The following is a 23,561-nucleotide window of genomic DNA, read 5'->3' on the forward strand; positions in this document are numbered from 1 at the left end:
GCCGCAGAAAAGCCGGACGCGGCTGCCAACACAAGGAAGCTCCCGACCCCTGAATGAACAGGAGCGGGAGTCTTTGTCTTGCTTTTTTTACGTAGCAGTGGCAATCGTCGCCTGTTCCACCTGCTCGTGCGCGTGGTACGAGCTGCGCACGAGCGGCCCCGATTCGACGTGGGCGAAGCCGAGCTGCATGCCCAGCTCCTTGAACTGGCGAAATTCATCTGGCGTGTAATATTTGAGAACGGGCAAATGCTTTTTCGTCGGCTGCAAATATTGTCCCAGCGTCATGATGTCGCAGTTGACCGCGCGCAAATCGCGCATCATCTGCTCGATTTCCTCCGTCGTTTCCCCCACGCCGAGCATGATGCTCGACTTCGTTTTCTGGCCGGGGCGCAGCTTTTTCGCGTTTTGCAGCAGAGCGAGGGAACGCGGGTATTTGGCCCGCGCCCGCACGCGATCCGACAGACGCTCTACTGTCTCGATGTTGTGGTTGAGAATGTCTGGCTTCTCGGCCAACACCGTCGCCAGCGCTTCCTCGGAGCCGCCGAAGTCGGGAATCAGCACTTCGATGCTCGTCAGCGGATTGCGCTCGCGAATCGCCCGAATCGTCTCTGCAAAAATCGACGCGCCCCCGTCCCGCAGGTCATCCCGGGCCACAGAGGTGACGACGACGTGCTTCAAGCCCATTTTCGCCGTGGCGATCGCGACTTTTTGCGGCTCTTCTCTGTCCAGCTCGGTCGGCAAGCCTGTTTTCACCGCGCAAAAGCGGCAAGCCCGCGTGCAAATGCTGCCCAAAATCATGAACGTCGCCGTGCGGTTGCTCCAGCATTCATAGATGTTCGGGCATTTCGCCTCTTCGCAGACGGTGTGCAAATTGCCTCCGCGCATGATCGCCTTGAGCTCCTTCATCTGCTCGTTCGTATGCAGCTTGATTTTCAGCCAATCCGGTTTTCGCTCAGACGAGGGCCGCTGCATTTGCCCCTCTCCCCTCTGCCGCCTGGTCCGCTTGCGCTCCCTCCGGCTTGCGGTAGCGCAGCACGGGCTTGCGCGCCGCTGTCACCTCATCCAGCCGCGAAACAATCGTGGTATGCGGCGCTTCCTGCACAATCGTCGGATTTTCCTCGACTTCCTTGGCAATTGCGATCATGGCGTCGATGAACGTGTCGAGCGTTTCTTTCGACTCCGTCTCGGTCAGCTCGATCATCATGCACTCGTCCACGATCAGCGGGAAGTAAATCGTCGGCGGATGGTAGCCGAAGTCGAGCAGTCGCTTGGCGATGTCGAGGGTGCGCACCCCGAGCTTCTTCTGCTTGCGCCCGGACAGGACGAATTCGTGCTTGCACACGCGGTCGTACGGCAGGTCGTAGTACGGCGCGAGCTTGCGCATCATGTAGTTGGCGGTCAGGACCGCCTCCTGGGAGACGGGCAGCAAGCCTTCCGGGCCATTCGAGCGGATGTAGACGAACGAGCGCAGCAGAATGCCGAAGTTGCCGTAAAACGCTTTGACCCGGCCGATGGACTCGGGGATGTCGTAATCGGGGCGGTACGTCTCGCCTTCCTTGACTACTTGCGGACGAGGCAGGAAAGGCACCAGCTCTTGTTTGCAGCCGATCGGCCCTGCTCCCGGACCGCCGCCGCGCGGCCCCCGCAGTAGCGTTTGCCCGGGTAGCCCTCCGCGTATTTGTTGGTCAGCACAGAGCCCATCGCCTGCATCACTTCTTCGCTGACGAAGTTTTCGGACGCAATCAGCTCCAGCGTCTGATGCTGCCGCCCCCGCTCCTGTTCAATGGCTGCAAAAATTTCCTGGTCGCGCTCCTGCAAGCTCATGACATCTCCCCCTTGGAAACGTTTTGAAAACATCGGTCGCTACCTTTCCCATGCTTTTTCACAGAAAAAAGGACAATGGAAAGATAGATTGAAAAAAAACCGTCATGACCGTTGGCGGCCACGTCAGCAATCTACCTTTCCCCTGTCCTTTTTACCTGAGAGTTTGGCTTCGGCTGGCGAAGCTTTCCCCTTGGGTGGCATGCGCTCTCTCCAGAGGTGCGTCCGATCGTGGTACTCTTTACCTGAGAGATTGATCCCAAGGATTTTTGGGACTTGCTCCTTCGGTGCCAGCCGCTTGCGGCCAGTCTCTCCCACCATCATCATCCGCTTGACTATGCAGTTTTTCGTTGTCGCTACTTGTTCAGTTGGTGAATGCCGTGCCCGAGCGCCCCTTCTGCCGCTTCCATGATGATTTCGCCAAGGCTCGGATGGGCGTGGATCGTCTCCGCGATGTCTGTCAGCGTATGCCCTTTTTCCATCGCCAGCCCGACCTCGCCGATCAGGTTGGAAGCTTCCGGCCCGATGATTTGCGCTCCGAGCACCAGTCCTGTCGCCTTGTCTGCGACGAGCTTCACGAAGCCTTCTCCCACGTTCAGCGACAGCGCCCGGCCGTTTGCCGCATACGGGAACTTGCCGATCGCCACGTCATGGCCGCGCTCCCTCGCTTCGCTCTCGGTCAGCCCGACGCTTGCGATTTCCGGATCGGAGAAGACTACAGCCGGGATTTTTTTGTCGCCAAGCCTGCTGTCTTTTCCGGCGATGACCTCTGCCGCGATTTTTCCTTCGTACGACGCCTTGTGCGCCAAAGCCGGGCCTTCCACCAGGTCGCCGATCGCGTACAGGTGCGGAATGCTCGTTCTGCACTGCTCATCAATCTGGATGAAGCCGCGCTCTGTCAGCTTGACAGGCAAGCTTTCCAGTCCGAGTCCTTCGGTGTTCGGTCGTCTGCCAACCGTGACGAGCACGTATTCAGCAGTCGCCTGACGCTCCTCGCCTTTTGCCGCGTAGGTGACGATGACCTGATCGTCCGTTTGCTCTGCCCTTTTTGCCACTGCTTCGGTCTGCACTTCCACGCCGAGCTTTTTCAGCTTCCTCGCCACGAGGCGCGAAAGCTCTTTTTCAAAGCCGGGGAGAATCGCGTCCGAGCCTTCCAAAATCGTCACCTTTGTGCCAAACTTCGCAAACGTCTGCCCCAACTCGATCCCGATATAGCCTCCACCGATCACCAGCAAGCTTTCTGGCAGCTTGGCGAGCGCGAGCATTTCCGTCGAGGACAAGATGCGGCCCTGGAATGGAAAGGCTTTCAATTCGACCGGACGCGAGCCTGTCGCGAGAATCCCGTGCCGGAAGCGGTACTGCGTCGTCTCTGCCCCGTTTTTGACCTCGACCAGATTGGCGTCCACGAGCTTGGCTTCCCCCTGGAGCCGCTTGATCTTGTTGCCTTTGAAAAGCGAGCTGACCCCGCCCGTCAATTTGTCGATCACGCTCTGCTTCCACGCCTGGACTTTGGCAAAATCAACGCTTACTTCCGCTGCTGTGAGGCCGATTCCCGCCGATTGCGTCATCGCCTCGTACTGATGCGCCGCCGAGATCAGCGCCTTGGAAGGAATGCACCCGCGGTTCAGGCACACGCCGCCAACCGTATCTTTTTCCACAATCGCGACCTGCTTGCCGAGCTGTGCCGCCCGGATCGCCGCCACGTAGCCTCCTGGTCCTGCGCCGATCACGAGGACGTCCAGTTGTTCTGCATTGCCGTTCTCTGTCATGGCTTCTCTCCACCTGTTTCTCTATTTTTGTAAAAAAGCGTGCGTCTCCCGTTTTTTGCCTGGCGCCTATACGCCCAAAAAACAGCGGACTACTTGCTTGCGTTCTGTAGAGCAGCCAGGAGCGCTTTTTTTGTCCGCTTTAGCTGCGCCCCACGGCGAGCCGATCCGCAAAGGCTTCGTCCGGGCTGGACAAGGCAAAGCCGCGTGCAGGGTCGTAGTCGAGCGTCAGCACGTCGCCCAGATGCCGTTTGGTCAACCGATCCATGCATACCGGAATGCCGTGTTGATACACAAGCGTGTCGTTTTTCCGCAGTTCATCGACTGCCAACTGCACAAAAAATCCGCAGCCGCAGTCGCCCGAGATCACGACGTCGATCCTGAGCGCCGTATCGTTTGGAAAGTGGAGCTTTTTCAGCTCCGCTTGCGCCGCTTCCTTGATCGTAAGCTCCATGTTCGTTTTCGCCTGCTCCTTTCCCATCGCGCCATCTTTCGCTCGTGTCCGTCTCTGGCAGTACGGTCATGACCGTTTTTCTCTCTGATCGGGGGTGAAAACTGTTGAGCGTAAGCGGTCGCATCCCCTTTTTTTGGAAAAAAGCCGAGCTTTTTTCCATAGAAAAAGGACAGAGGAAAGATAGAGTGACGATACTCTACCTTTCCTCTGTCCTTTTTACCTGAGAGTTTAACTCCTGAGTCGGTCCAGGAGTATTCCCCTTGGGTGGCTTTGTCAGCGCTCTCCAGAGGTGCGTCCGATTGTAGTATCTGGTACCTGAGAGATTAATCCCAAGGGTTTTATGGGACTTGCTCCTTCGGTGCTAAACCGTCCGTTTAGTCTCTCCTACAATCATCATCCGCCGCTATTCACTTGTTGGATAACATTGACTTTAGTAAAGCATACTCGTTCTGCCGATGTCAATTCTGAAAAAAATTATTATTCAGTTAAAGTTATTCTTTGTCGCTGATGCGCCCATGTCGCCGCTGGCTGCGCAAAAGCAAGCCCGTTTGCGAAACGAGATCCAAGCATTTATTCCCCGGGAAAAGCGGCGGCGGAAGCTTCCCCTCTTTTGCTCTCGCGCCAAAAAGGCAAAAAGCGAAACCGCTGCTTTTTGCCCTTGTTCTGTCGCCTGTTATTGCTGTGCCGCCGCAGCCTCATCCATGTACACAAACTCCCACAGATGCCCGTCCAGATCGAAAAAGCTCCAACTGTACATGAAGCCGTGGTCCACCGGGTCATTCGCCGGCTTCGCCCCTGCCTCGTACGCCTTGTTCACGATCTCGTCAACCTGCTCCCGGCTCTCTGCCGACAGCGCCACGATGACCTCCATGCTTTTCGCCGTATCGGTGACGTCCTTTTTCGTAAACGTCTGGAAAAATTGCTCTACCAGCAGCATCGTGTAAATGTTTTCCCCGATCACCAGACAAGCCGCGTTCTGATCCGTGAATTGCGGATTAAATTCATAGCCGAGTGCAGAAAAAAAGTCGATCGATTGGTTCAAATCTTTTACCGGCAAATTGACAAAAATTTGTTTCGATTGCAGTGCCATCTGTATCCCCTCTTTTCGGAAGTGTGCGTGAGACTTAGCTGTATCGTAGCATTTTTCGGATGGGCGATGCTTCTTCCAAATTGCTATGAATGGCAGTGAGCGCAAGTCCGCGGGAAAAAACGGCTCTGTCTCCCGCCTGTTTGCGGATAAGCAAAGGCGTTCTTGCCAACAGTAACATGTCGAAGGGAGGTGACGATAGATGGGAGCAAAAGGCAACGAACATCACGAGAGCAAGCGCGAACTGCCAGGCTTGCACCTTTCTTCGCTGGATGAGGAGCAAATCGAGAAACAGCACCAGTTTCAGATGTTTCCGACGCCCGATGAACAGCAAGCTTCTGAAGTCATTCGGGAGCTGAAAGATTAATGTTCGCGGCACTTGTTCTGCTACGTTTTCCTTGACGATAGCCGTATATGCCCCGTTTTGAAACGATTGCAGCGAGCAAAAAGCCAGGGTGTTTGCTTCCCTGGCTTTTGCCGTTCACCGTTTTTGCTTGTTCAGGACAGAACAGCGGAAAAGACGCTCAGCTCACGCACGACACGCTCATCCACCTCGACGCCCAGCCCCGGCCGCTCGCTCAGCAGCAGCCGATTCTGCTCGTAATGAAGCTGCCCAGATGGCGCGTAGCAGACCGCTTCTGCCATGAGCCGGTGAATGTTTTCAATGTGAAACGGATTTTTCCCGATCACCAGCGGCGCGATGTCTTTTGCCAGCATCTCGTACGTGCTGTGAAAAGTCTCGCCCGTGACGTGCGGGTCCGGCATGCCTTCACCGTAGCCCACAAGCCCTGTGTCCGTCGTCAGTTTGACGATGATGCTCGGAAGCTCGCGAAACTCGTCATAGGCGACGATAAACGGCCGGATCAACGGAAGCTGGGTCGCAAACAGTTCCACCGAAACAATTTTCAAAGAGAATCCCTCCATCTTTTCTTTTGTCAAAACGGGCCGTAGTGCATGAAGTTCGCCACGATAACCGCTACAAGCCCGATCGCGAACTGGGTCAAAATCAACGGCAAAATCCACTTCGCCCAGCGAATCCACAGAATGCCCGCGAGCGCCAGCCCCGCCATGAAATAGCCGGAGGTCGGGAAAATAATGTTGCCGATCCCGCCCGCAAGCGAGAAGGACAACACGGCTGTCTGCCTCGTCACTCCGACCAGATCGGCCAATGGCGCCATGATCGGCATGGTGAGCGCGGCTTGTCCGCTGCCGGACGGCACGACGAAGTGAATCAACGCTTGCAAAATATACATTCCGGCAGCACTGAGCACGGGCGGAATCTCGTGCAGCATCCCGGCTGCGTGGAACAACAGCGTGTCGATGACGTGCCCATCCCCCAGCACGACCAGCGTCGCTCTCGACAGCCCGATAATGAGCGCGCCGGTGAGCATGCCGGCTGCCCCTTTCATGAACGACTCGATCAGTTGGTCGGCCGACATGCGCGAAATCAGCGTAATGACGATGGCTAAAATGACAAACAAGGCAGAAATTTCGGTAATGTACCATTGGAATTGCAGCACGCCGTAGATCAAGGCGACAAAGTTGAGCAAAAAGCAGATCAGCACCTATTTGTGCGTTTGGGACAACGGCTGGTCGTCCGCAGGCGCGAGGGCGGAAGCGGAAGTCGCATTCGCCGCAATGCCTTCGCCGTAAAAGCCGAGGGAAGGATCTTTTTTGACCTTCATCGCGTAGCGGTAAATGAAGCCGACAGACACCGCGTACATGATGACGAACAGGACGATGCGGTAGCCGATCCCGGAGAAGATCGGGAGCTGGGCAATCCCTTGGGCGATTCCGACCGTAAACGGATTCATGATCGCCGTCGTAAAGCCGATGGAAGCGCCTACCAGCACAATCGCCGTTCCCGTGATGACATCGAAGCCGAGCGAAACTGCGAGCGGCACCAAAATCGGGATGTAGGCCAGCGTTTCCTCCGCCATCCCCGTAAAAGCACCCGCAAAGGCGAAGAAAAGCATCATGATCGGGATGAGCCACTTATCCTTGTTCCCGAGCTTTTTGGACAGCGAGCGGATAAAGGCGTCTACCGCCCCCGTCGCCGTCAACACGCCAAACGCCCCTCCGATAATCAGCACGAAGAAAATGATTTCTCCCGCGTCCACCATCCCGGTATGAATCGCGCTGAACAGCGCAAAGACGGAAACAGGCGTCTGTTCCAGCGGTTGAAACGATTGCGGATCGACGACGCCTCGTCCGTTCACCTCCACGCGGGCGTATTCTCCTGCGGGCACGACGTGGGTGAGAAACGTCGCAACCAGCAGTACGCCGAACAACAGCACGAAGACGTTGATTCCCCGCTTGCGCCGCGCTGCCTGATCTGTGTTGTTTGCCAGCACTTTCAGCTCCCCCTTTTTCACTATTCTGTCTTTTTATCGTAGTCGATTTGTCCAGGCATGAAAAATGAGGTTATTCAATGATAACGATAAAAAAATCCACACTTAATCGCTGTTCTCTTCTCCGAGGCAAAAGTCCCTAAGACCCGTTGAGAATCCTTCCACGAGATTCTTTCAATAGCTTTTTCAGTCGAACAAACCACTGCAAGCCACTGACGAGGAAAGAGGAGAAATCCGCGAAGCTCTTTGGGATCCCAAGAAGCTCCCGCGATTTCTCCTCTTTCCTCGCCTCCGCAAAAGCCGCGATGAAGACCCAAACAACAGCGCCGAACAACCGCCAAAAGTAACGGATTTTCGAATATCATGCGAAGATTAACTAGCGAAGTAAAACGTAACAGCATACTTAATCGCTGGTTCTCTTCTCCGAGGCAAAAGCCCCTACGATCTGTTGAGAATCCTTCCATGAGATTCTTTCAAAGGTTTTTCAGCCAACAAACCACCGCAAGCCACTGATGATTGAGGCATTCCGCAACGACGTGGAATGTCTTCAAGTGGCGCAGCTCCATCTCCCATCCCCCCCCAAAAGCTCAGTTAGACTCTCGTTTTGGTCTGTATTTGTCCATCGTAGAGCATCTGCTGCGAACAGACAACAGGCAAACACCCCGTCACCGATGCATGGGATACGGGAGAATGTCTGAAAAAGTTCAGGAATGAAGCAGTCCGTCCTCATTCGGGTACCCTATAATTTACTGTGACGGCTTCTCTTGCAAAAAACAGACCAAGGTACGATCGGAGTGACGTAAAGATGTATAAAAAGCTACTGGCCATCCCTGTAACGGCTGTGTTTCTGTTGCTGGCAGCATGCGGTGCGAACGGGCCAGGAGGGCAAGCCGCAGGCGATCCTGCCGCAAAACCGACGCGTTCTATCCAGTATTTGGGCAACACATATAAAATCCCGGCGCGAACGAAGCAAATCGCCTTCGTCGAATCTCGCAGCAGCTTTGAAGATGCGCTTTTGACCGGCATCCCGCCGTTTGCCGCTACCGTAGAAAAAAGCGGTGCGTTCCCACAGGAATACGCCGCGATTACGCAAAATACGCAAAAGCTCCCCGCGGACATCGCGGACCACGTCGGCGACCTTGCCGCTTTGGGGCCGGATACGATCCTGACCTCCGACAAGACGTCCGAGGAAAAGCGCAGCAAGCTGGAAAGCGCAGCGTCGGTCATTCCCATCTCCTCGAATGGAGCGCATTGGGAAGACAACCTGCGGCTGCTTGCCGAGGTGCGCGGCAAAGACGCCAACGTCGATGCCATCGTGAGCAAGGTCCGGACGAATACGGAAAAAACGCGCGACAAGCTGGCTCCGCTCAAGGACAAAATCGTGCTGACCGCATGGTTTCACGAAGGCGCTTTTCTCGTCTATCCGAAAAACGAGCGGTACAACTATTTGCTCTATACCGATCTCGGGCTGGCGACCCCAAGCGTTGTAGAGCAAGCAAAAGAACCCGTGCCGCTTTCCCTCGCAGAGCTGGCACAGGCAGACCCGGATTATTTGTTCGTGATGGTCGACAAAAGCAGCGATCCCGACGCCGCCAAATCGTTCGAGCAGTTGAAGCAGCAGCCTGAATGGAGCAATCTGCGCGTGGTCCAAAGCGGCCAGGTGTACGAAAATGCCGTCAACCCCGGATTGGCCGGAGGCACGGCCTACAGCAACCAGTCGTTTTTGAACGCGCTGTCCGCGCGGCTGTTGAAATAAGTGTTTTACGGTTGGAGCATTTCGCGCGTATAAAAGCTGCAAATCGGATCATACTATATTCATCGAGCTCGGTGGTGTGTTTTCAAACAGGCTGTAGTCTTCTACGGAGGCGATGTGCCATGGATGATTTACACGATCACCTAGTGAGTAAAGGAAAACCGCAACACTGCTAACAGCTTCTAACTTCATACTGGAGGTAGATGCGTCGCACGTGATGATCGGTAACACCTCAAAACTAGCGAGCTCGATATATGCCGTCTCCTTTTAGGAGGCGGTTTTATTGTATAACGAACCCCCCCAGTTCGACTGGGGGTTTTCGTTATACAATAAGACCTTCGCCACCAATGCGGCAAAGGTCTTTCTCTCGTTGATTATTCGCCGAGATCGACGTTGTGGTACACTTGCTGCACATCGTCCAAATCTTCGAGGGCGTCGATCATTTTTTCAAACTGGGCTTGCGCCTCTTCGGAAAGCGTCACTTCGTTTTGCGCGAGCATGGTCAGCTCGGCGACAGTGAACTCGGTGATGCCTGCTTTTTTGAACGCTTCCTGCACGGCATGGTACTGCTCCGGCTCAGCGTAGACGATGACGGCTCCGTCTTCTTCCAAAATGTCGCGGACGTCTACTTCTGCTTCCATCAAAATTTCGAGCACTTCCTCGGCTGTTTTGCCTTCGAGGCCAAATACGGCCGTCGGGTCGAACATGTAGGCAACCGAGCCTGTCACACCCATGTTTCCGCCGTTTTTGTTGAAGGCGGCGCGCACTTCAGACGCGGTGCGGTTTACGTTGTTGGTCAGGGCGTCCACGATGACCATGGAGCCGTTTGGCCCGAAGCCTTCGTAGCGCAGTTCGCTGTAGTTTTCTTCGGCTCCGCCCTTCGCTTTTTCAATCGCGCGGTCGATAATGGCTTTCGGTACGCTGTATGTTTTGGCACGCTCCAGGACGACCTTCAGAGCGCGGTTCGACTCTGGGTCCGGCTCGCCTTGCTTGGCCGCTACATAAATTTCTTTGCCGAACTTGGCATATATACGACTGGTGCTGGCATCCTTCGAAGCTTTTTTCTCTTTGATATTGTTCCACTTACGACCCATAAATTCCCACTCTCTTTCAACGTCACAGATTGATTGCTTGCAAGACTCCGTAGTCCAATTTCACACTCAACTATTATACCTCAATCTTGTGTTTTTTTACGAGACAATCCTTGTGAAAAAACGTACACGTCGTTTCGGGTGGCTTTTCCTTTCCCTGGCTCTACTTGTTGCTACTGGCTCCTCACTCTGGTCATGATTTTGGTCATAGCCCCGTCAAGTAGATGGCATAAAAAATCCCTTCCGGTCAACAGTGTTCCTCTCATGATACCATGAGGGCTTTTCTCACTGTCTGCCGTAAGGGGATAATACCACTGGTCGAAGACGCGACTTCTCACTCAAAATTCCCCGTTCGAATAATAGCATCTTCCAGAATGAATCTTTTCACTTCTGATTCAAAATAGGCGTAGATCAGAGGGGCAGTCCCCTTCTCTTTTTTTACATAACGAACACTCATTTCTCCATCAAATTGTTGAGAAATGGCAAATTTCGTTTCTGCTCCTCCTGCTGTCTGTCCGATGTATGTGACAACTTCTTCATCACTCCAGCTTTTGGGTACAAGCTCCAAATATCGATTATCGGTAAAAATGGTAAGTGTCACCGGATATTCCGGAATTTCTCCTGCCATTTGAATTCCTATTTCAATCTCATCCCCCTTTTCTATTTTTGTGATACTTATTTGTATTTGATCTAACAAAGCTGTCGCGCGTTTTAGCTGTAAGATATCTAAAGCAAGCAATCCCCCTAAAGCAAGTGCTAGGATAACGAATGCGCTCCAAATGAGTTTTTTCAACCAATCTCCTCCTCATTCTTGTTCTGGAACCACTATTTCTACTTGTTTGAAAATGGCGGTTAGACATAGATTCTGCCTAGCCGCCACATTTCCTTGCTTAGTCAACAATCTCGATATCATAAGATGATTTTTTTGTAATTTGTGTGTACTCATGCAACAACAAAGAATAATAGTTGTACAGAGAACGGTACTTGAAGTAACCACTAAAATTGATTTTCGCTGTGCCTGTATCAATCGATGGTGCTGTATCCATAAAATATCGAACTGCAAAACCTGGAGTCCTGCCTGGGTTTTTATCAAAATCGCGTTCGTCTAAGTAACCAGATGGGAAATAGTTTTCGTTCCATTTAAACTCATACAACAAGTTGTCTGTACCATTACCAGAAATGTGTACCGAACTGGCTTCTACCGGGATGTTCACTACTCCAATTTGTGTTCCAAACCACATAGGGACACTAAATTCTTCTTTTGAATCGTTAATTGGATCCACTGTATTAAAGACCACTGGTTCATCCGATTCAATTCGAAGACGGAAGTTCACTATATCGTGGCTTCCCGTATAATCAACCCCCTCTTCCTCTAGCATGTCCTCAATATCTTCAATCTCTGTTCCCCATCGAAAACTAAAGTTATTACCAGCATCAGTTTCGGTCGTAAGAGGTCCTTGAATTCGGTATCGCCAACCTTTTCCTGTTCCGCCCTGAATTTTTTGGTAGTAATCATCTTCATCTTCAGCATATGCAGTAAGTTTTTGACGGCCATTGTTTTCTTTAACTTTTTTCATCTTGATAGTTTTTCGATCTGCTTTCTCTTTGTTTTTCTTCGTTTTTTTACCTTCTCCATCAAAGATGTACGTTTTGCTTGAACTAGGCTCATCATCATTTTTCTTTTTATATTCAAAAATATTTATTTTTGCTTCGTAGTCTTTACTCGCCTTTTTTTCGACAATCGCCTCAAATTTAACTAGATTGTTATTTTCTGCTATTCCTTTGTAGTAATATGCTTTACCATCTTCGAGGACTTTATCGATTTTTCCTTTCAATTCATAGTTTTCTTTTGTGTCTATATTTTTAAGGCTAGCCTCGAAGGATTCTGTATCCACTTTAAACTTTCCAATAAGGTCTTCTCCGTGCGTTTCAAGAACAGTTTCCTCCTGAGTGCTAGTGTCATAATTAATTGTTTCAACGAATACTGTTTTAGAATGGCCCTTTGGTTCAATTTTCAATCTTTCGGCCTTTTCTTTTGCGTTTATCGGTGTGATAGGTGAAGAAAGTGTTGTTAATGCTAGCATGAGTACTGCAACCATTGATATTGTTTTTTTCATAACCTACATCCCTTCCCATTTTTTGTAACAAACAAATTTATATTAACTTCTTTTCATAAAATTGCAAATCAATAATTTGTTTCTAATTGCACATAGGAATCTTATCAGTAAAGAGAGCATTTAGACCAAACCAATTCACTATTCCACAAAGGTATTGCGTGAACAAATACATGTACCGGTAAAGGATAGCCTCCATTAGCATAGGGAAATCAGTTTTTTTCCTCCAACAAAAACACAGTTCCCCACCAGGAGAACTGTGCATGCTTTGCTGTCTATTTTTTTGTCAACCCTTCGTAAATCGTCTTGATGTTCCACTCCATCATCTTGATGTACGTATCGCCGTCCTCGCCTGGCTTGCCGAGCGAGTCGGTGAACACTTTGCCGACGATTGGCACGCCGGTTTCGCGCGAGACCATTTCCATGCTGCGCGGGTCGATGCTCGTTTCGACGAACAGCGCCGGGATTTTTTTCTCGCGGATCAGGTCGACTACCTGGCTGACCTGCTCAGGCGTTCCCTGGTTTTCCGAGTTGATTTCCCAAATGTAGGCGGCGTCGAAATCGTACGCCTCGCAGAAATATTTAAACGCTCCTTCGCTCGTGACGAGGACGCGCTGCTCGCGCGGGATTTGGCCGTATTGCTTGACGGCTTCGTCATGCAGGGCGCGCAGCTTCTCGATGTACGCCGTTGCGTTTTTCTCGTACGTTTCCTTGTGCGCCGGGTCGATTTTGATGAGGGCGTCGCGTGCGTTTTCCGCGTACTTGATGCCGTTGCGAACGTCCAGCCATGCGTGCGGGTCTTCTTCGCTTTCTTTGCCTTTGGTGGTCAAATGCTTGGCGGCTACGCCTTCGCTCAGGCGGAACACGGGTGCATCCGGGCCGGACTTGCCTGCCGTTTGCATCAGCTTTTCAAACCACGAGTTTCCTGCTTCCAGGTTCAGGCCGTTGTAGAACACGGCATCGGCATCCGTTGTTTTTTGCACGTCTGCTGGCAGCGGATCGTATTCGTGCGGGTTGGAGCCGACGGGAGCCAGGCTGTGGATCTCGACGCGATCTCCCCCTACGTTTTTCACGATGTCGTACAAAATCGAGTACGTCGTCACGACTTGCAGTTTGTCGTCGCCGGATTTTCCGGGCTCGGCCGAGTTGTTTTGCGGAGCGCCGCACGCAGCGAGCAGGACGGTTGAGATGAGAAAGACGAGAAACATGTTCCATTTTTTCATGCGAATTCTCCTTTACTTTGAAAGCTCGACTCTTTTTTGCCGGGCTCGAATTGATTTCCAGACAACCCCGTGCTTGCGGGAGAACAGAAAGGCTAGCAGGAACAGCGCGGTTGCCACCATCACAATCGTCGCGCCCGAAGCCAGATTGTAGGTAAAGCTGAAGTACAAACCGACGATGGCGGAGATGACACCGAAGCCGGCAGCCAGGAAAATCATCACCGACAGGCGATCCGTCAACAAGTACGCGGTAGCGGCCGGAGTAATCAGCATGGCGACTACGAGCACGATGCCCACCGTTTGCAGAGACGCTACCGTCACCATCGTCAGCAAGGTCATCAGCAAGTAGTGGATGAGATTGTTGCGCAGACCGTAGGCGGCCGCAATCGTCGGGTCAAACGACGTCAGCAGCAGCTCCTTGAAGAACGCGTAGACGGTCACGATGACGATCAGACCGATGCCGACGGTCACCCACATGTCGGACGGCCGGACGGCGAGCACGTTCCCGAACAGGATGTGGTACAGGTCCGTACTGCTTTTCAGCATCGTAATCATGATGATCCCCAGGGCAAAAGCCGAGGTGAACAAAATGCCGATGGCCGTGTCGTTCTTGATCCGGCTGTTCTGGCTGACGTAGCCGATTCCGACCGCCGTCAGGACGCCAGTGGCGACTGCTCCCAGGAAAAAATTGATCCCGAAAGCATAAGAGAGAGCAACCCCCGGCAAAACCGCGTGGGAGATCGCGTCCCCCATCAGCGACATGCCGCGCAAAATAATGAAGCTGCCGATGACGCCGCAGATGATGCCCACTACTACAGAAGTAAACAAAGCTTTTTGCAAAAATTCATACTGTCCAATTGCTTGTAAAAAATCCATCACGCCGTTACCTCTACCTTCTCGAGAAATTGAAGTTGATGCGCGTATGCTTTCGCCATGACCTCTCGATTCAGGACTTCATCGACTGTTCCGAACTTGATAAGCTCTTTGTTCAAAAGCAGCAGTTGATCGAAGTAAGCATTCGCCTTGCTCAAGTCGTGGTGGACGACCACGATTGTTTTGTCTTGAAGCTGCAACTCCTTCAAAATCCGGATGATCGTCTCCTCGCTGGCGACGTCGATCCCGACAAACGGCTCGTCCAGAAGGAGCAACTCCGGCTTTTGCGCCAGTGCCCGAGCCAAAAAAACGCGCTGCTGCTGCCCGCCGGACAACTCGCCAATCTGCCGCTTCGCGAAGTCCTCCAGGCCGACTTTTCGCAGGCATTCCATCGCCCACGCCTTTTCCTTCTTCTTCGGAAATTTGAACAAGCCGACGCTCGGGTACGTTCCGATGAGGACGGTATCCATCACCGTGATCGGAAACGTCCAGTCGATCTGGCTCCGCTGCGGGACGTAGGCGACCTGCTTCCGGACCTCATTCACTTCCTTGCCGTAAAACCGGACGTCTCCCTTGTCTTTGCCGATCAACCCGAGCATGGCCTTAATCATGGTCGATTTCCCCGCGCCATTCGGCCCGATAATGCCCACCATGCTTCCTTGCTCGACAGCAAAGGTTACGTCCCGCACCACCTCGACTCCAAAGTAGGAGACGTGAAGCTCTCTGACTGACACCGCACTATTCATGAGATTCCCTCCAATTAACCAATCGTTCGTGTACGTTCTCGGTTGTTGTTGACCGTTGCTTCCGCTGGACAATTCTTTATGACTGGCTCATATATGCTTATACACAAAATTGTGGTTGTTAACCAATAATATTCACCCTAGCAAAATAATATGCTTGTGTATAAAAATGTTTCCCTAATGCAAAATTTAAAGGATATTTATCCTGCTGTCAATCCTCATTTTCATTTTCCGCCCAGGAAAACGGGTTTCGCGCCGCCGTTTTCCTGCCCAGAGCCGCCACAGAACCGCGCCAGAATATAGAAAAAGCACAGCCCGCATCTATCGAGCTGTGCTTCTTTTTATTCACTTCGTTCCGCTTTTGTTACACCAGTTGCAGCGAAATATACTTCACTTCCAAATACTCCTCGATGCCGTGGTGGCTGCCTTCGCGGCCAAGCCCGCTTTCCTTCATGCCGCCAAACGGCGCTTGCGCGACAGATGGCGCCCCATCGTTCACCCCGACAATACCGTATTCCAGGCTTTCCGAAAACGTGAACGCCCGCGCCAGCGACTGCGTGAAGACGTATGCCGCCAACCCGTACGGCGTCGCATTCGCCCGCCGGATGACTTCCTCATCGTCGGAAAACGTGCTGACAGGCGCGATCGGCCCGAACGTTTCCTCCTGCATGCACACCATCTCATCGGTTACATCCGAGAGCACGACCGGCTTCATGAAGTAGCCAGTGGCTCCCGCGAGAACCGGGCTGCCGTGGAGCGTCGCCCCTTTGCCCACGGCGTCGTCAATTTGCTGCTGGACTTTTTGTACGGCTCGCTCGTCAATCAACGGCCCGATCTCGACGTCGTCTTCTGTTCCCTGGCCTACGCGCAGCGCGGACACCGCCTCTGTCAGCTTTTGCAGGAACGGCTCTTTCACAGCTTCATGCACATAGATGCGGTTTGCGCAAATGCACGTTTGCCCGGCGTTGCGGAATTTGGACTGGACCAGCCCTTTGACCGCCGCGTCGAGATTCGCGTCCTCTGCCACGATAAACGGCGCCAGGCCGCCAAGCTCCAGGGAAATCTTTTTCACGGTATCGGCCGCTTTGCGCATCAGCAGCTTGCCCACCGGAGTCGACCCGGTGAACGTCAGTTTTTTCACGCGCGCATCGTCCATCCAGACATCGACGACTTCCGCTGCCTGCGAAGTCGTCACGATGTTGATGACGCCTGGCGGAATCCCCGCCTCGTGGGCGCACTCCGCCAAAAGCAGCGCGGTCAACGGCGTCTGTTCGGCTGGCTTCGTCACCGTCGTGCAGCCTGCCGCGAGCGCTGGCGCGATTTTTCGCGCAATCATCGCCGCAGGGAAATTCCACGGCGTGACGGCCGCCACGACACCGACTGGCTGCTTCTGCACGAGAATCCGCTTGGAGGCGGCGGAGGCAGGAATCGTCTCGCCGTAAATCCGCTTTGCTTCCTCGGCGTACCATTTGATGTAGCTGTTCGCGTACTGCACCTCGCCTCGTGCTTCTGCGAGCGGCTTGCCCTGTTCCAGCGTCATGACGTACGCGATCTCGTCCAGGCGGGCTGCGATCGTCTGGTGCCAGCGCTCCAGCAACGCCGCGCGCTCATAGGCGGTCGTTTTCGACCAACTGGGAAAAGCGGCTTGCGCAGCGTCGACCGCCTGCCGCGCTTCTTTCGCGGAAGCGTCCGGCACGCTGCCGATGATTTCCAATGTCGCGGGATTTTGCACCGCGACGCGTGCCGCAAGCGTCACCCACTCTCCGTTCACGTACATGCCTTTGTTCCATTCTTGTTGTCTCACGCTGCCTTTTCCTCCTTTTCATTTGCCGTGAACAATTTCTCTTTTTCACCGCGCAACCAATCTTTTCCATATAATAAGACGCACAGCAAAATTCCAGCGCCAAAAGCCATCGCCGCTCCTTTGATGACGAGAATCGCCCCTACGACACCCGCGATGCCCAGGTCGCGCTGGCTGCGCGCCTGCATCACGCCAATCCGCACGCTGACGTAGCCTTGGACGAGCAGCGTCAGGGCGACGGCGACGCCGAGAATCGGCTGGACCAGACTGACGATCGGCAAAAGCAATAAACCTGTATTCGTACCCCAGCGAAACGATCCCGCACCGCCGAAAAACGAGTCCATCGCTTTTTTGCCTTTTTTGAACCGCTCCACCACTACGACCTGCATCGCGGCCCACATCGGCCCGCACATCGTAATGTCCGGCCCGATCAGGCTCATCAGCATGTTGCGTCCGCCAAAAATCATGTGCGCCCGGTCCGGGTTGTAGTCGACTTTTTCATCGAGCCGCACTTGGTCGGACTCGGACAAAAGCGCTTTCGTCTTCAACACGTCGCCAAAGACGACGAGATACGTTGCGAACACAGCCGGAATCGCCGTAATGAAAAAGGAGAGCGACGGCAAGCCCAGCCCGAAGACGGTGTACTGCGACCAGAGCGTGGCGAAGTCCGGCTGGCTGAAGCCCCATTGAATGTCCGGCCACTTCGCTTCCCCGAACAACGGGGCGACGAACACCGCGAGCAAGATCGCAGGCAAAATCCCGAGGTTGCCGAGCAATGCCCACCCTTTCCCTTTTTGTTTCAACCCTTCAAAATGTTTGGAAAAAACGAGATAAAAGCAAAAGCCGATACAAATGGCAATCGTGTACGGGAACAGGTCGAACTTCCCGCCCTTTTCAAAAATCGAGGTAATCGCGCCAATCCCCGCGCCGAGAATAATCCCCGACTTGATCGCATTCGGCACGAAGTTGACTACCCGCTTCGCTAGTCCGGTGACCCCGAGCAAAATGGATAACAGCCCAAGCGTCAACTGAAAGGCGATCAGCGCGTACACCCGCTCCTGCCCTTCCGGAAACTGCTCGACAAACAGCACAATCAGCGGAATCGCCGGCGTAATCCAGCCGGGAATGACCGGATCGCCCAAGAGGTGGTGGAGCAAATACAAAAAGCCATTCAAAATGACAACGGCCAGTCCCACCTCAAACGGCATGCCCAGATGGTCGGCGAGCAGCGTGATCGCGCCGAGGTCGACGGCGCACATCAACAGTCCTTGCAAATAATCGGGCCATTCAAAGCGATAGTGTACAAACGGCAGCCGGATCTTGAACGGTCCGGCCGGAATGTACGGGGTTTCTTCACCCGCTCTGCGTTGTTTCCACTTCATACGATGTCCCCCTTTTAGTAAGCTGCTCGATAGATGTCTTCGATATCTTTTTTCCGCAAAGCGCGGGGATTGTTTTTCAAAAGGCGGGTTTGCTTCATCGCCTCTTCGGCCATCTCGGCGATCGCGGATTCCGGAATGTTGAACTCGCGCAGCGACTGCGGAATTTCCACGTAACGGCACAGGCGCGTCATCGCTTCAATCGCTTTTTCCGCCGCTTCGTCCAGGTTCAGTCCGGCGACGTTTTCCCCGAGCGCCTGCGCGATCTCCCCGAGCTTTTCCAGGCAGGCGATCTTGTTCGCCCGCATGACGTAAGGCAGCAAGAGCGAATTGCTCACGCCGTGCGCCATGTGGAATCGTCCGCCGAGCGGGTAGGCCAGCGCATGGACAGCGCCTACGCCCGCGTTGCCGAAAGCAAGTCCGGCCATCAGCGACGCGGTAATCATCGCTTCGCGCGACTCGATGTTATCCGGGCACGCGTACGCTTTCGGCAAGTGAACGGCAATCAGTTTCATCGCGCCAATCGCCAGCGCGTCCGTCACCGGGGAGGCGAACTTGGAAATGTAGGCTTCCACCGCATGCACCAACGCGTCCACGCCGCTCGCAGCGGTCACGCTCGGCGGGCACGTAAGCGTCATCACCGGCGAGACGATGGCGACGTCCGGCAGCAGGTAAGGGCTTACAATTCCTTTTTTCACTTGCTCTTTCGTATCCGACAAAATCGAGATATTCGTCACCTCTGAGCCTGTCCCCGCCGTAGTCGGAATCGCGATCAGCGGCAAGCCCGGCTTTTTCACCAGATTCGTGCCAAAATATTGCTCGATGCTGCCCTCGTTCGTCGCCATGACGGAAGCTGCCTTGGCGATGTCGATTGCGCTGCCGCCGCCGACTGCGATCAGGCCGTCGTAGCCCCCTTCGCGGATCATCTGCACACACAAGTCGACGATCTCGATTTCCGGCTCGGGGTTCACGTCCGAGAAGACGCCCGCCTCCATCGGCAAAAGCGCTTCCACCTGCGCGACTACCCCGGCCTGAATGAGAATTTTGTCCGTCACAATCATTGGACGCGCCACTTTCAGACGGGCAACCTCCTCGGGCAGCAGCGCCAGCGAATCCCGCCCTGTGACCAGTTTGTTTGCAGCGGCAAAAGTAGAAATGTTCATGATGTCACTCTCTCCTTTCTGTATGCCGCTACGTGAAAAGCAACTCCCGTGCCAAGCGGAAAAAAGCGGGTGCCAATTTCGCTCCGCCACCTGCGGGAAAAACGACCTTCCCCCCAACAGCGGCAAGCCTTTTCTCACTTTTTTGTCACATTTTCCGCAGCACAGTTTGTTTCGGCCAAAAGCAACCGTTTACATTCGCTGTTTGATTATAATTCAAATCAAACTTGCGCATTTGATTCATTATCAAATCAAAACTCATACCCTTCCCCTTTCGACACATCCGCTCACCTGGCTAGCGGAAAAAACGACGAATGATTGTCGTTTCCTGCTTGTCATCTGGCCTTCCGTCAATCAAAAATGTTTTATGTTTAAAATAATCTGTTAATTAGGAATTTTCATTTGACAACCTTTTTGGAATATTTTACTATCATAAGAACGCACGCGAATATCTGACGCGGATGAATATTGCGGGAGAGACTAAACTCGCCGTTTAGCACCGAAGGAGCAAATCCTGACCGCTCAGGACAAATCTCTCAGGTAAAAGGACAGAGAAAAGTAGGAACCGGTCTATTTTTCCCGTTCCTTTTTTTGTTGCAGAAAATAGGAGTGTTGTGCGTTCACCATGAAACAGCCGTTCCATTTGCCTCGAAAAAAGGAGGGAAAACTGCCGACAAAACCGCAAATTTTCTGCCTCGCTCAAAAATGTAAGCGTTTTTTTCGATGGAAGTAACTTAATGATGTATTTATGCTGGGTCGCTATGTTAAGATATGAATTATAAAGTTTCATAAACTTTTTGAAAGGTCGGCGGTTGGTTTTTTACCAACAGCCGCAAACGAATCAAACGCATGAGAAATGAGGGGGATCACATGCAACAGCAAAATTTGGCGAGGGGCCTGAAAAACAGGCACGTTCAACTCATCGCGATCGGCGGGGCCATCGGAACGGGATTGTTCCTCGGTGCGGGCAAATCCATTCACCTGGCCGGCCCATCCATCCTGTTTGCTTACTTGATTACTGGGATTATTTGCTTTCTGATTATGCGCTCGCTCGGTGAACTTCTCCTTAGCAACCTGAACTATCATTCCTTCGTTGACTTCGTAAAAGACTACCTCGGCAACATGGCCGCGTTCGTCACAGGCTGGACGTACTGGTTTTGTTGGATTTCGATTGCCATGGCCGACTTGACGGCTGTCGGAATGTACACGCAATACTGGTTCCCTGAGGTTCCGCAATGGATGCCGGGATTGATTGCGCTCGTCATCCTGCTCATCATGAACCTGGCAACGGTCAAGCTTTTCGGCGAAATGGAGTTCTGGTTCGCGCTCATCAAAGTCATCGCGATTCTCGCTTTGATCGCCGTCGGAATCTTCATGATTGTCAAAGGCTTCTCGACAAACTCCGGCGCGTCCAGCTTCAGCAACCTGTGGAGCCACGGCGGCATGTTCCCGAACGGCATCAACGGCTTTTTACTCTCCTTCCAGATGGTCGTGTTCGCCTTTGTCGGCATTGAGCTTGTCGGGCTGACTGCCGGGGAGACAGAAGACCCCGAGCGCGTGATTCCAAAAGCGATCAACAACATCCCGATTCGCGTGCTGCTCTTTTACGTCGGCGCTCTGATCGTCATCATGAGCATCTATCCATGGAACGCCATCATCCCGACCGAAAGCCCGTTCGTTCAAGTGTTTGCGGCTATCGGTATCGCGGCTGCCGCAGGTATCGTCAACTTCGTCGTGCTGACCTCCGCCGCTTCGGCATGCAACAGCGCCATCTTCAGTACAAGCCGTATGCTCTACTCGCTCGGCAAGGAAAATAATGCGCCTGCGTCCATGACCAAGCTGACAACGCGCCAGGTGCCTGCCAATGCCTTGTTCTTCTCGACTGTCGTCGTTCTCATTGCGGTTGTGTTGAACTACATCATGCCAGAAGGCGTCTTCACTCTGATTACGAGCGTTTCGACGGTCTGCTTCCTGTTCATCTGGGGCATTACCGTGATCTGCCACCTGAAGTACCGCAAGACAAGACCGGATCTGGCAAAAACAAACAAGTTCAAAATGCCGCTCTTTCCGTTTGCCAACTACCTGATTCTCGCTTTCCTCGCGTTCATTCTCGTCGTGCTCGCGCTTGCCGAGGATACGCGCGTGGCCTTGTTCATCACTCCGGTCTGGTTCATCATGCTCGTCGTGATTTACAAGCTGCGCAAGGCTAAAGTCGATCAGGTGAAAGTATTGGAAAACTGATCGCCAGCCAAACAAAAAACACATCCGGCTTCCGATGTGTTTGCATGGCAAGGACAAGCATCCTGCGACTGCACCAGGCATTCGCAGGATGCTTTTTATTTGCTCGCTTCCGGCTCGTTCTCTACGCGCAGTTGCAGCTTTTTCATCTTTTGGACGAGTGCGCTCTGGCTGATGCCGAGCGCTTCTGCCGCCAACCGGGTCGTCTTGTGCGTCTGGATCGCCTTGCCGATCATGCTCCGCTCCAGACGGGCGACCGCTTCGCGCAAAGACGTCGGTTCTGCCTGCGGGAACACTTGCTGGAGAAAGTTCGGCAAATCGCCGACGTCAATCGTGTCGTGAAACGTCGTGACCACCAGCCGCTCGACCAGATTCGCCAGCTCCCTGATATTTCCCGGCCAGCTATAGTTCGTGAGCCACTCGTAGCATTCCAGTGTCATCGTCTTTTCTTCCTTGTATTTCTCATTGAATTTTTCCAGATACGACACCAAGAGCGGGACAATCTCTTCCCGGCGTTCGCGCAGCGGCGGCACCTCGAAGGTGACGATGTTCAGCCGATAGTACAAATCCTCGCGAAACAGCCCCTCGCGCACGAGTGTAGCCAGGTCGCGGTGGGTAGCCGTAATGATCCGCACGTCCACATGGCGGACTTCGGTGGAGCCGACGCGCATGAATTTGCTTTCCTCCACTACTTTCAACAGCTTCACTTGCAGCTCCAGCGGCAAGTCGCCGATCTCGTCCAAAAACAGCGTGCCGCGATGGGCGCTCTCCAAAATGCCGATTTTCCCCTGCTTGAGCGCGCCTGTAAACGCCCCCGGCTCGTAGCCGAACAACTCGGCCTCGACCAGATGGCCCGGGATCGCCGCGCAGTTCAGCTCCATGAAAATTTCGTTCGCGCGGCTGCTGCGGGCATGGATGTATTTGGCGATCATGCTCTTCCCCACACCCGTCTCGCCTTGCAGCAAAATTTTCGCATCTGTCTTGGCGACCTTGTCGGCCAGCCGGAACAGCGAGCGCGTCGCAGGTCCGAGCACGACGTCCTCCAGCCCCGTCTGGTCCGGGTGCGGCAAATCGCTGTGCAAAAGCTTCTGGCTGTCCAGCTCGTGCTTGAGGCGAATCAGCTCGGTAATGTCCCGGACGCTGCTGATGACGTACAAAATTTCGCCTGCGGGAGACAGCACAGGGGTGGCAGAGACGATGATCTTGCGGCTGTTGCGGATCGTCTGGATCAGCGTCACCGGCCTTCGCGTGCGAATCGTTTCCAGCGAAGCGGACACCGAAATCATGCCTTGCTTGATGAGATAGCCCATGTGCTGGCCGATGACCTCTTCCTCGCGAATGCCCGTAATGCGCTGGTACGCCTGGTTGACAAACAGCGTGACGCCTGCCCCGTCCGTAATATAGACGCCGTCGTACAGCGCATTGAAAACAATCTGGCAGACCGGGCTTTCAAAAAAAGCGCGAAGCTGCGCCTGCGAGCTGGCCTGCCTCTGGCGGTCCGGCAGGTTCACCTCGGGCACGACGTACTCGACAATCGGGCGCGTCAGTTCCCCGCGATGAATGGCGTGGGCGATCGCTTCCACCGTCAAATAGCCGAGAAACTCACCCTCTTCGCTGTACACTTCCTGCACTTCATTTTGATCTGGCGAAAAATGCGCGACTGCTTCCTCAACCGTCATCGTAGGACGCAATGAATACATGGGCTACTCT

18 protein-coding genes, 3 pseudogenes and 3 riboswitches are annotated in these 23,561 nt (G+C 53.5%); of the genes and pseudogenes, 3 read left to right on the forward strand and 18 right to left on the reverse strand.

All coding sequences use genetic code 11. The features are described 5' to 3' along the window. Positions 1–87: 87 nt before the first annotated feature. The 6 genes and pseudogenes from lipA to AC27IT_RS05025 all read right to left on the reverse strand — a co-directional run bounded on the left by lipA (position 88) and on the right by AC27IT_RS05025 (position 5,131). Positions 88–972, reverse strand: a complete 885-nt coding sequence (gene lipA / locus AC27IT_RS05000; protein WP_487091642.1) for a lipoyl synthase — start codon at positions 970–972, stop codon at positions 88–90. Beyond that, positions 953–1,642 (reverse strand): annotated as a pseudogene (locus tag AC27IT_RS05005) (PLP-dependent aminotransferase family protein); the annotation flags it as partial. The gene lipA and the pseudogene AC27IT_RS05005, both read right to left, overlap by 20 nt. After that, positions 1,639–1,824, reverse strand: a pseudogene (gene glyA, locus AC27IT_RS05010) (serine hydroxymethyltransferase); the annotation flags it as partial. The pseudogenes AC27IT_RS05005 and glyA, both read right to left, overlap by 4 nt. A 219-nt stretch (positions 1,825–2,043) precedes the next feature. Then, positions 2,044–2,148: riboswitch (glycine riboswitch) on the reverse strand. A gap of 29 nt (positions 2,149–2,177) precedes the next feature. After that, entirely contained in the window at positions 2,178–3,590 is a 1,413-nt protein-coding gene (gene lpdA, locus AC27IT_RS05015; RefSeq protein WP_025843972.1) for a dihydrolipoyl dehydrogenase, read from the reverse strand. A 139-nt stretch (positions 3,591–3,729) separates the two neighbouring features. Further along, complete coding sequence (locus AC27IT_RS05020) at positions 3,730–4,068, reverse strand: iron-sulfur cluster biosynthesis family protein (RefSeq protein WP_025843971.1); 339 nt, start codon at positions 4,066–4,068, stop codon at positions 3,730–3,732. A gap of 265 nt (positions 4,069–4,333) precedes the next feature. Further along, a riboswitch (glycine riboswitch) is annotated at positions 4,334–4,438 on the reverse strand. A 276-nt stretch (positions 4,439–4,714) separates the two neighbouring features. Then, positions 4,715–5,131: a VOC family protein gene (locus AC27IT_RS05025; RefSeq protein WP_431809298.1), complete on the reverse strand. Its 417-nt coding sequence runs from the start codon at positions 5,129–5,131 to the stop codon at positions 4,715–4,717. 199 nt (positions 5,132–5,330) lie between these two features. Between AC27IT_RS05025 and AC27IT_RS05030 the strand changes: the two genes are divergently transcribed. Then, positions 5,331–5,495, forward strand: coding sequence for a hypothetical protein (locus AC27IT_RS05030; protein WP_487091643.1), 165 nt, complete (start codon positions 5,331–5,333; stop codon positions 5,493–5,495). A gap of 131 nt (positions 5,496–5,626) precedes the next feature. Here the strand turns inward: AC27IT_RS05030 and AC27IT_RS05035 are convergent, their stop codons facing one another. Together AC27IT_RS05035 and AC27IT_RS05040 are read right to left on the reverse strand one after the other, a co-directional pair. Further along, a complete protein-coding gene (locus AC27IT_RS05035) occupies positions 5,627–6,037 on the reverse strand; it encodes an enolase-like domain-containing protein (protein ID WP_025843968.1) in 411 nt (136 codons plus the stop codon). A gap of 26 nt (positions 6,038–6,063) precedes the next feature. Then, positions 6,064–7,488: pseudogene (locus AC27IT_RS05040) on the reverse strand (YfcC family protein). A gap of 796 nt (positions 7,489–8,284) precedes the next feature. Here AC27IT_RS05040 and AC27IT_RS05045 point away from each other — a divergent pair. Next, positions 8,285–9,235 (forward strand): ABC transporter substrate-binding protein, encoded by a 951-nt coding sequence (locus tag AC27IT_RS05045; RefSeq protein WP_025843967.1) that lies wholly within the window; start codon positions 8,285–8,287, stop codon positions 9,233–9,235. Between the two features lie 371 nt (positions 9,236–9,606). Here the strand turns inward: AC27IT_RS05045 and AC27IT_RS05050 are convergent, their stop codons facing one another. From AC27IT_RS05050 to AC27IT_RS05090, 9 genes are all read right to left on the reverse strand, one after another. Continuing rightward, the gene (locus AC27IT_RS05050) at positions 9,607–10,326 is read right to left on the reverse strand and encodes a YebC/PmpR family DNA-binding transcriptional regulator (RefSeq protein WP_007786164.1); all 720 of its coding nucleotides are present in this window, start codon (positions 10,324–10,326) and stop codon (positions 9,607–9,609) included. Positions 10,327–10,657: 331 nt separating this feature from the next. Further along, a complete protein-coding gene (locus AC27IT_RS05055) occupies positions 10,658–11,116 on the reverse strand; it encodes a hypothetical protein (RefSeq protein ID WP_005836894.1) in 459 nt (152 codons plus the stop codon). Positions 11,117–11,213: 97 nt separating this feature from the next. Further along, positions 11,214–12,440 carry a hypothetical protein gene (locus tag AC27IT_RS05060; protein WP_431809300.1) on the reverse strand — a complete coding sequence of 409 codons (1,227 nt, stop codon included), beginning with the start codon at positions 12,438–12,440 and terminating at the stop codon, positions 11,214–11,216. Positions 12,441–12,712: 272 nt separating this feature from the next. Beyond that, positions 12,713–13,660: a metal ABC transporter substrate-binding protein gene (locus AC27IT_RS05065; protein WP_431809301.1), complete on the reverse strand. Its 948-nt coding sequence runs from the start codon at positions 13,658–13,660 to the stop codon at positions 12,713–12,715. 12 nt (positions 13,661–13,672) lie between these two features. Further along, positions 13,673–14,533, reverse strand: a complete 861-nt coding sequence (locus AC27IT_RS05070; RefSeq protein ID WP_005829610.1) for a metal ABC transporter permease — start codon at positions 14,531–14,533, stop codon at positions 13,673–13,675. After that, positions 14,533–15,276 (reverse strand): metal ABC transporter ATP-binding protein, encoded by a 744-nt coding sequence (locus AC27IT_RS05075; RefSeq protein ID WP_005829612.1) that lies wholly within the window; start codon positions 15,274–15,276, stop codon positions 14,533–14,535. Before AC27IT_RS05075 ends, AC27IT_RS05070 begins: the two co-directional genes overlap by 1 nt. Before the next feature lie 361 nt (positions 15,277–15,637). Then, positions 15,638–17,077: an NAD-dependent succinate-semialdehyde dehydrogenase gene (locus tag AC27IT_RS05080; RefSeq protein ID WP_005829614.1), complete on the reverse strand. Its 1,440-nt coding sequence runs from the start codon at positions 17,075–17,077 to the stop codon at positions 15,638–15,640. Continuing rightward, positions 17,074–18,456 (reverse strand): hypothetical protein, encoded by a 1,383-nt coding sequence (locus tag AC27IT_RS05085; RefSeq protein ID WP_007778771.1) that lies wholly within the window; start codon positions 18,454–18,456, stop codon positions 17,074–17,076. The genes AC27IT_RS05080 and AC27IT_RS05085 overlap by 4 nt, the downstream gene beginning before the upstream one ends. Before the next feature lie 14 nt (positions 18,457–18,470). Beyond that, a complete protein-coding gene (locus AC27IT_RS05090; RefSeq protein WP_005829618.1) occupies positions 18,471–19,616 on the reverse strand; it encodes an iron-containing alcohol dehydrogenase in 1,146 nt (381 codons plus the stop codon). A 458-nt stretch (positions 19,617–20,074) separates the two neighbouring features. After that, positions 20,075–20,175, forward strand: a riboswitch (glycine riboswitch). Positions 20,176–20,483: 308 nt separating this feature from the next. Here AC27IT_RS05090 and AC27IT_RS05095 point away from each other — a divergent pair. Continuing rightward, a complete protein-coding gene (locus AC27IT_RS05095; RefSeq protein WP_005829620.1) occupies positions 20,484–21,854 on the forward strand; it encodes an amino acid permease in 1,371 nt (456 codons plus the stop codon). 95 nt (positions 21,855–21,949) lie between these two features. Here AC27IT_RS05095 and AC27IT_RS05100 read toward each other — a convergent pair whose 3' ends face one another. Continuing rightward, positions 21,950–23,551 carry a sigma-54 interaction domain-containing protein gene (locus tag AC27IT_RS05100; protein WP_005829622.1) on the reverse strand — a complete coding sequence of 534 codons (1,602 nt, stop codon included), beginning with the start codon at positions 23,549–23,551 and terminating at the stop codon, positions 21,950–21,952. Positions 23,552–23,561: the final 10 nt, after the last annotated feature.

Source organism: Brevibacillus sp. YAE8 (assembly GCF_057543335.1).

Excerpts from the sequence above, each read along its gene's own strand:
- AC27IT_RS05060 (WP_431809300.1), bottom strand. The coding sequence starts at position 12,440 with ATGAAAAAAACAATATCAATGGTTGCAGTACTCATGCTAGCATTAACA.
- lpdA (WP_025843972.1), bottom strand. The coding sequence starts at position 3,590 with ATGACAGAGAACGGCAATGCAGAACAACTGGACGTCCTCGTGATCGGC.
- AC27IT_RS05095 (WP_005829620.1), top strand. The coding sequence starts at position 20,484 with ATGCAACAGCAAAATTTGGCGAGGGGCCTGAAAAACAGGCACGTTCAA.
- AC27IT_RS05045 (WP_025843967.1), top strand. The coding sequence starts at position 8,285 with ATGTATAAAAAGCTACTGGCCATCCCTGTAACGGCTGTGTTTCTGTTG.
- AC27IT_RS05065 (WP_431809301.1), bottom strand. The coding sequence starts at position 13,660 with ATGAAAAAATGGAACATGTTTCTCGTCTTTCTCATCTCAACCGTCCTG.
- AC27IT_RS05090 (WP_005829618.1), bottom strand. The coding sequence starts at position 19,616 with ATGAACATTTCTACTTTTGCCGCTGCAAACAAACTGGTCACAGGGCGG.
- lipA (WP_487091642.1), bottom strand. The coding sequence starts at position 972 with ATGCAGCGGCCCTCGTCTGAGCGAAAACCGGATTGGCTGAAAATCAAG.
- AC27IT_RS05070 (WP_005829610.1), bottom strand. The coding sequence starts at position 14,533 with ATGGATTTTTTACAAGCAATTGGACAGTATGAATTTTTGCAAAAAGCT.
- AC27IT_RS05100 (WP_005829622.1), bottom strand. The coding sequence starts at position 23,551 with ATGTATTCATTGCGTCCTACGATGACGGTTGAGGAAGCAGTCGCGCAT.
- AC27IT_RS05020 (WP_025843971.1), bottom strand. The coding sequence starts at position 4,068 with ATGGGAAAGGAGCAGGCGAAAACGAACATGGAGCTTACGATCAAGGAA.
- AC27IT_RS05085 (WP_007778771.1), bottom strand. The coding sequence starts at position 18,456 with ATGAAGTGGAAACAACGCAGAGCGGGTGAAGAAACCCCGTACATTCCG.
- AC27IT_RS05030 (WP_487091643.1), top strand. The coding sequence starts at position 5,331 with ATGGGAGCAAAAGGCAACGAACATCACGAGAGCAAGCGCGAACTGCCA.
- AC27IT_RS05050 (WP_007786164.1), bottom strand. The coding sequence starts at position 10,326 with ATGGGTCGTAAGTGGAACAATATCAAAGAGAAAAAAGCTTCGAAGGAT.
- AC27IT_RS05075 (WP_005829612.1), bottom strand. The coding sequence starts at position 15,276 with ATGAATAGTGCGGTGTCAGTCAGAGAGCTTCACGTCTCCTACTTTGGA.
- AC27IT_RS05025 (WP_431809298.1), bottom strand. The coding sequence starts at position 5,131 with ATGGCACTGCAATCGAAACAAATTTTTGTCAATTTGCCGGTAAAAGAT.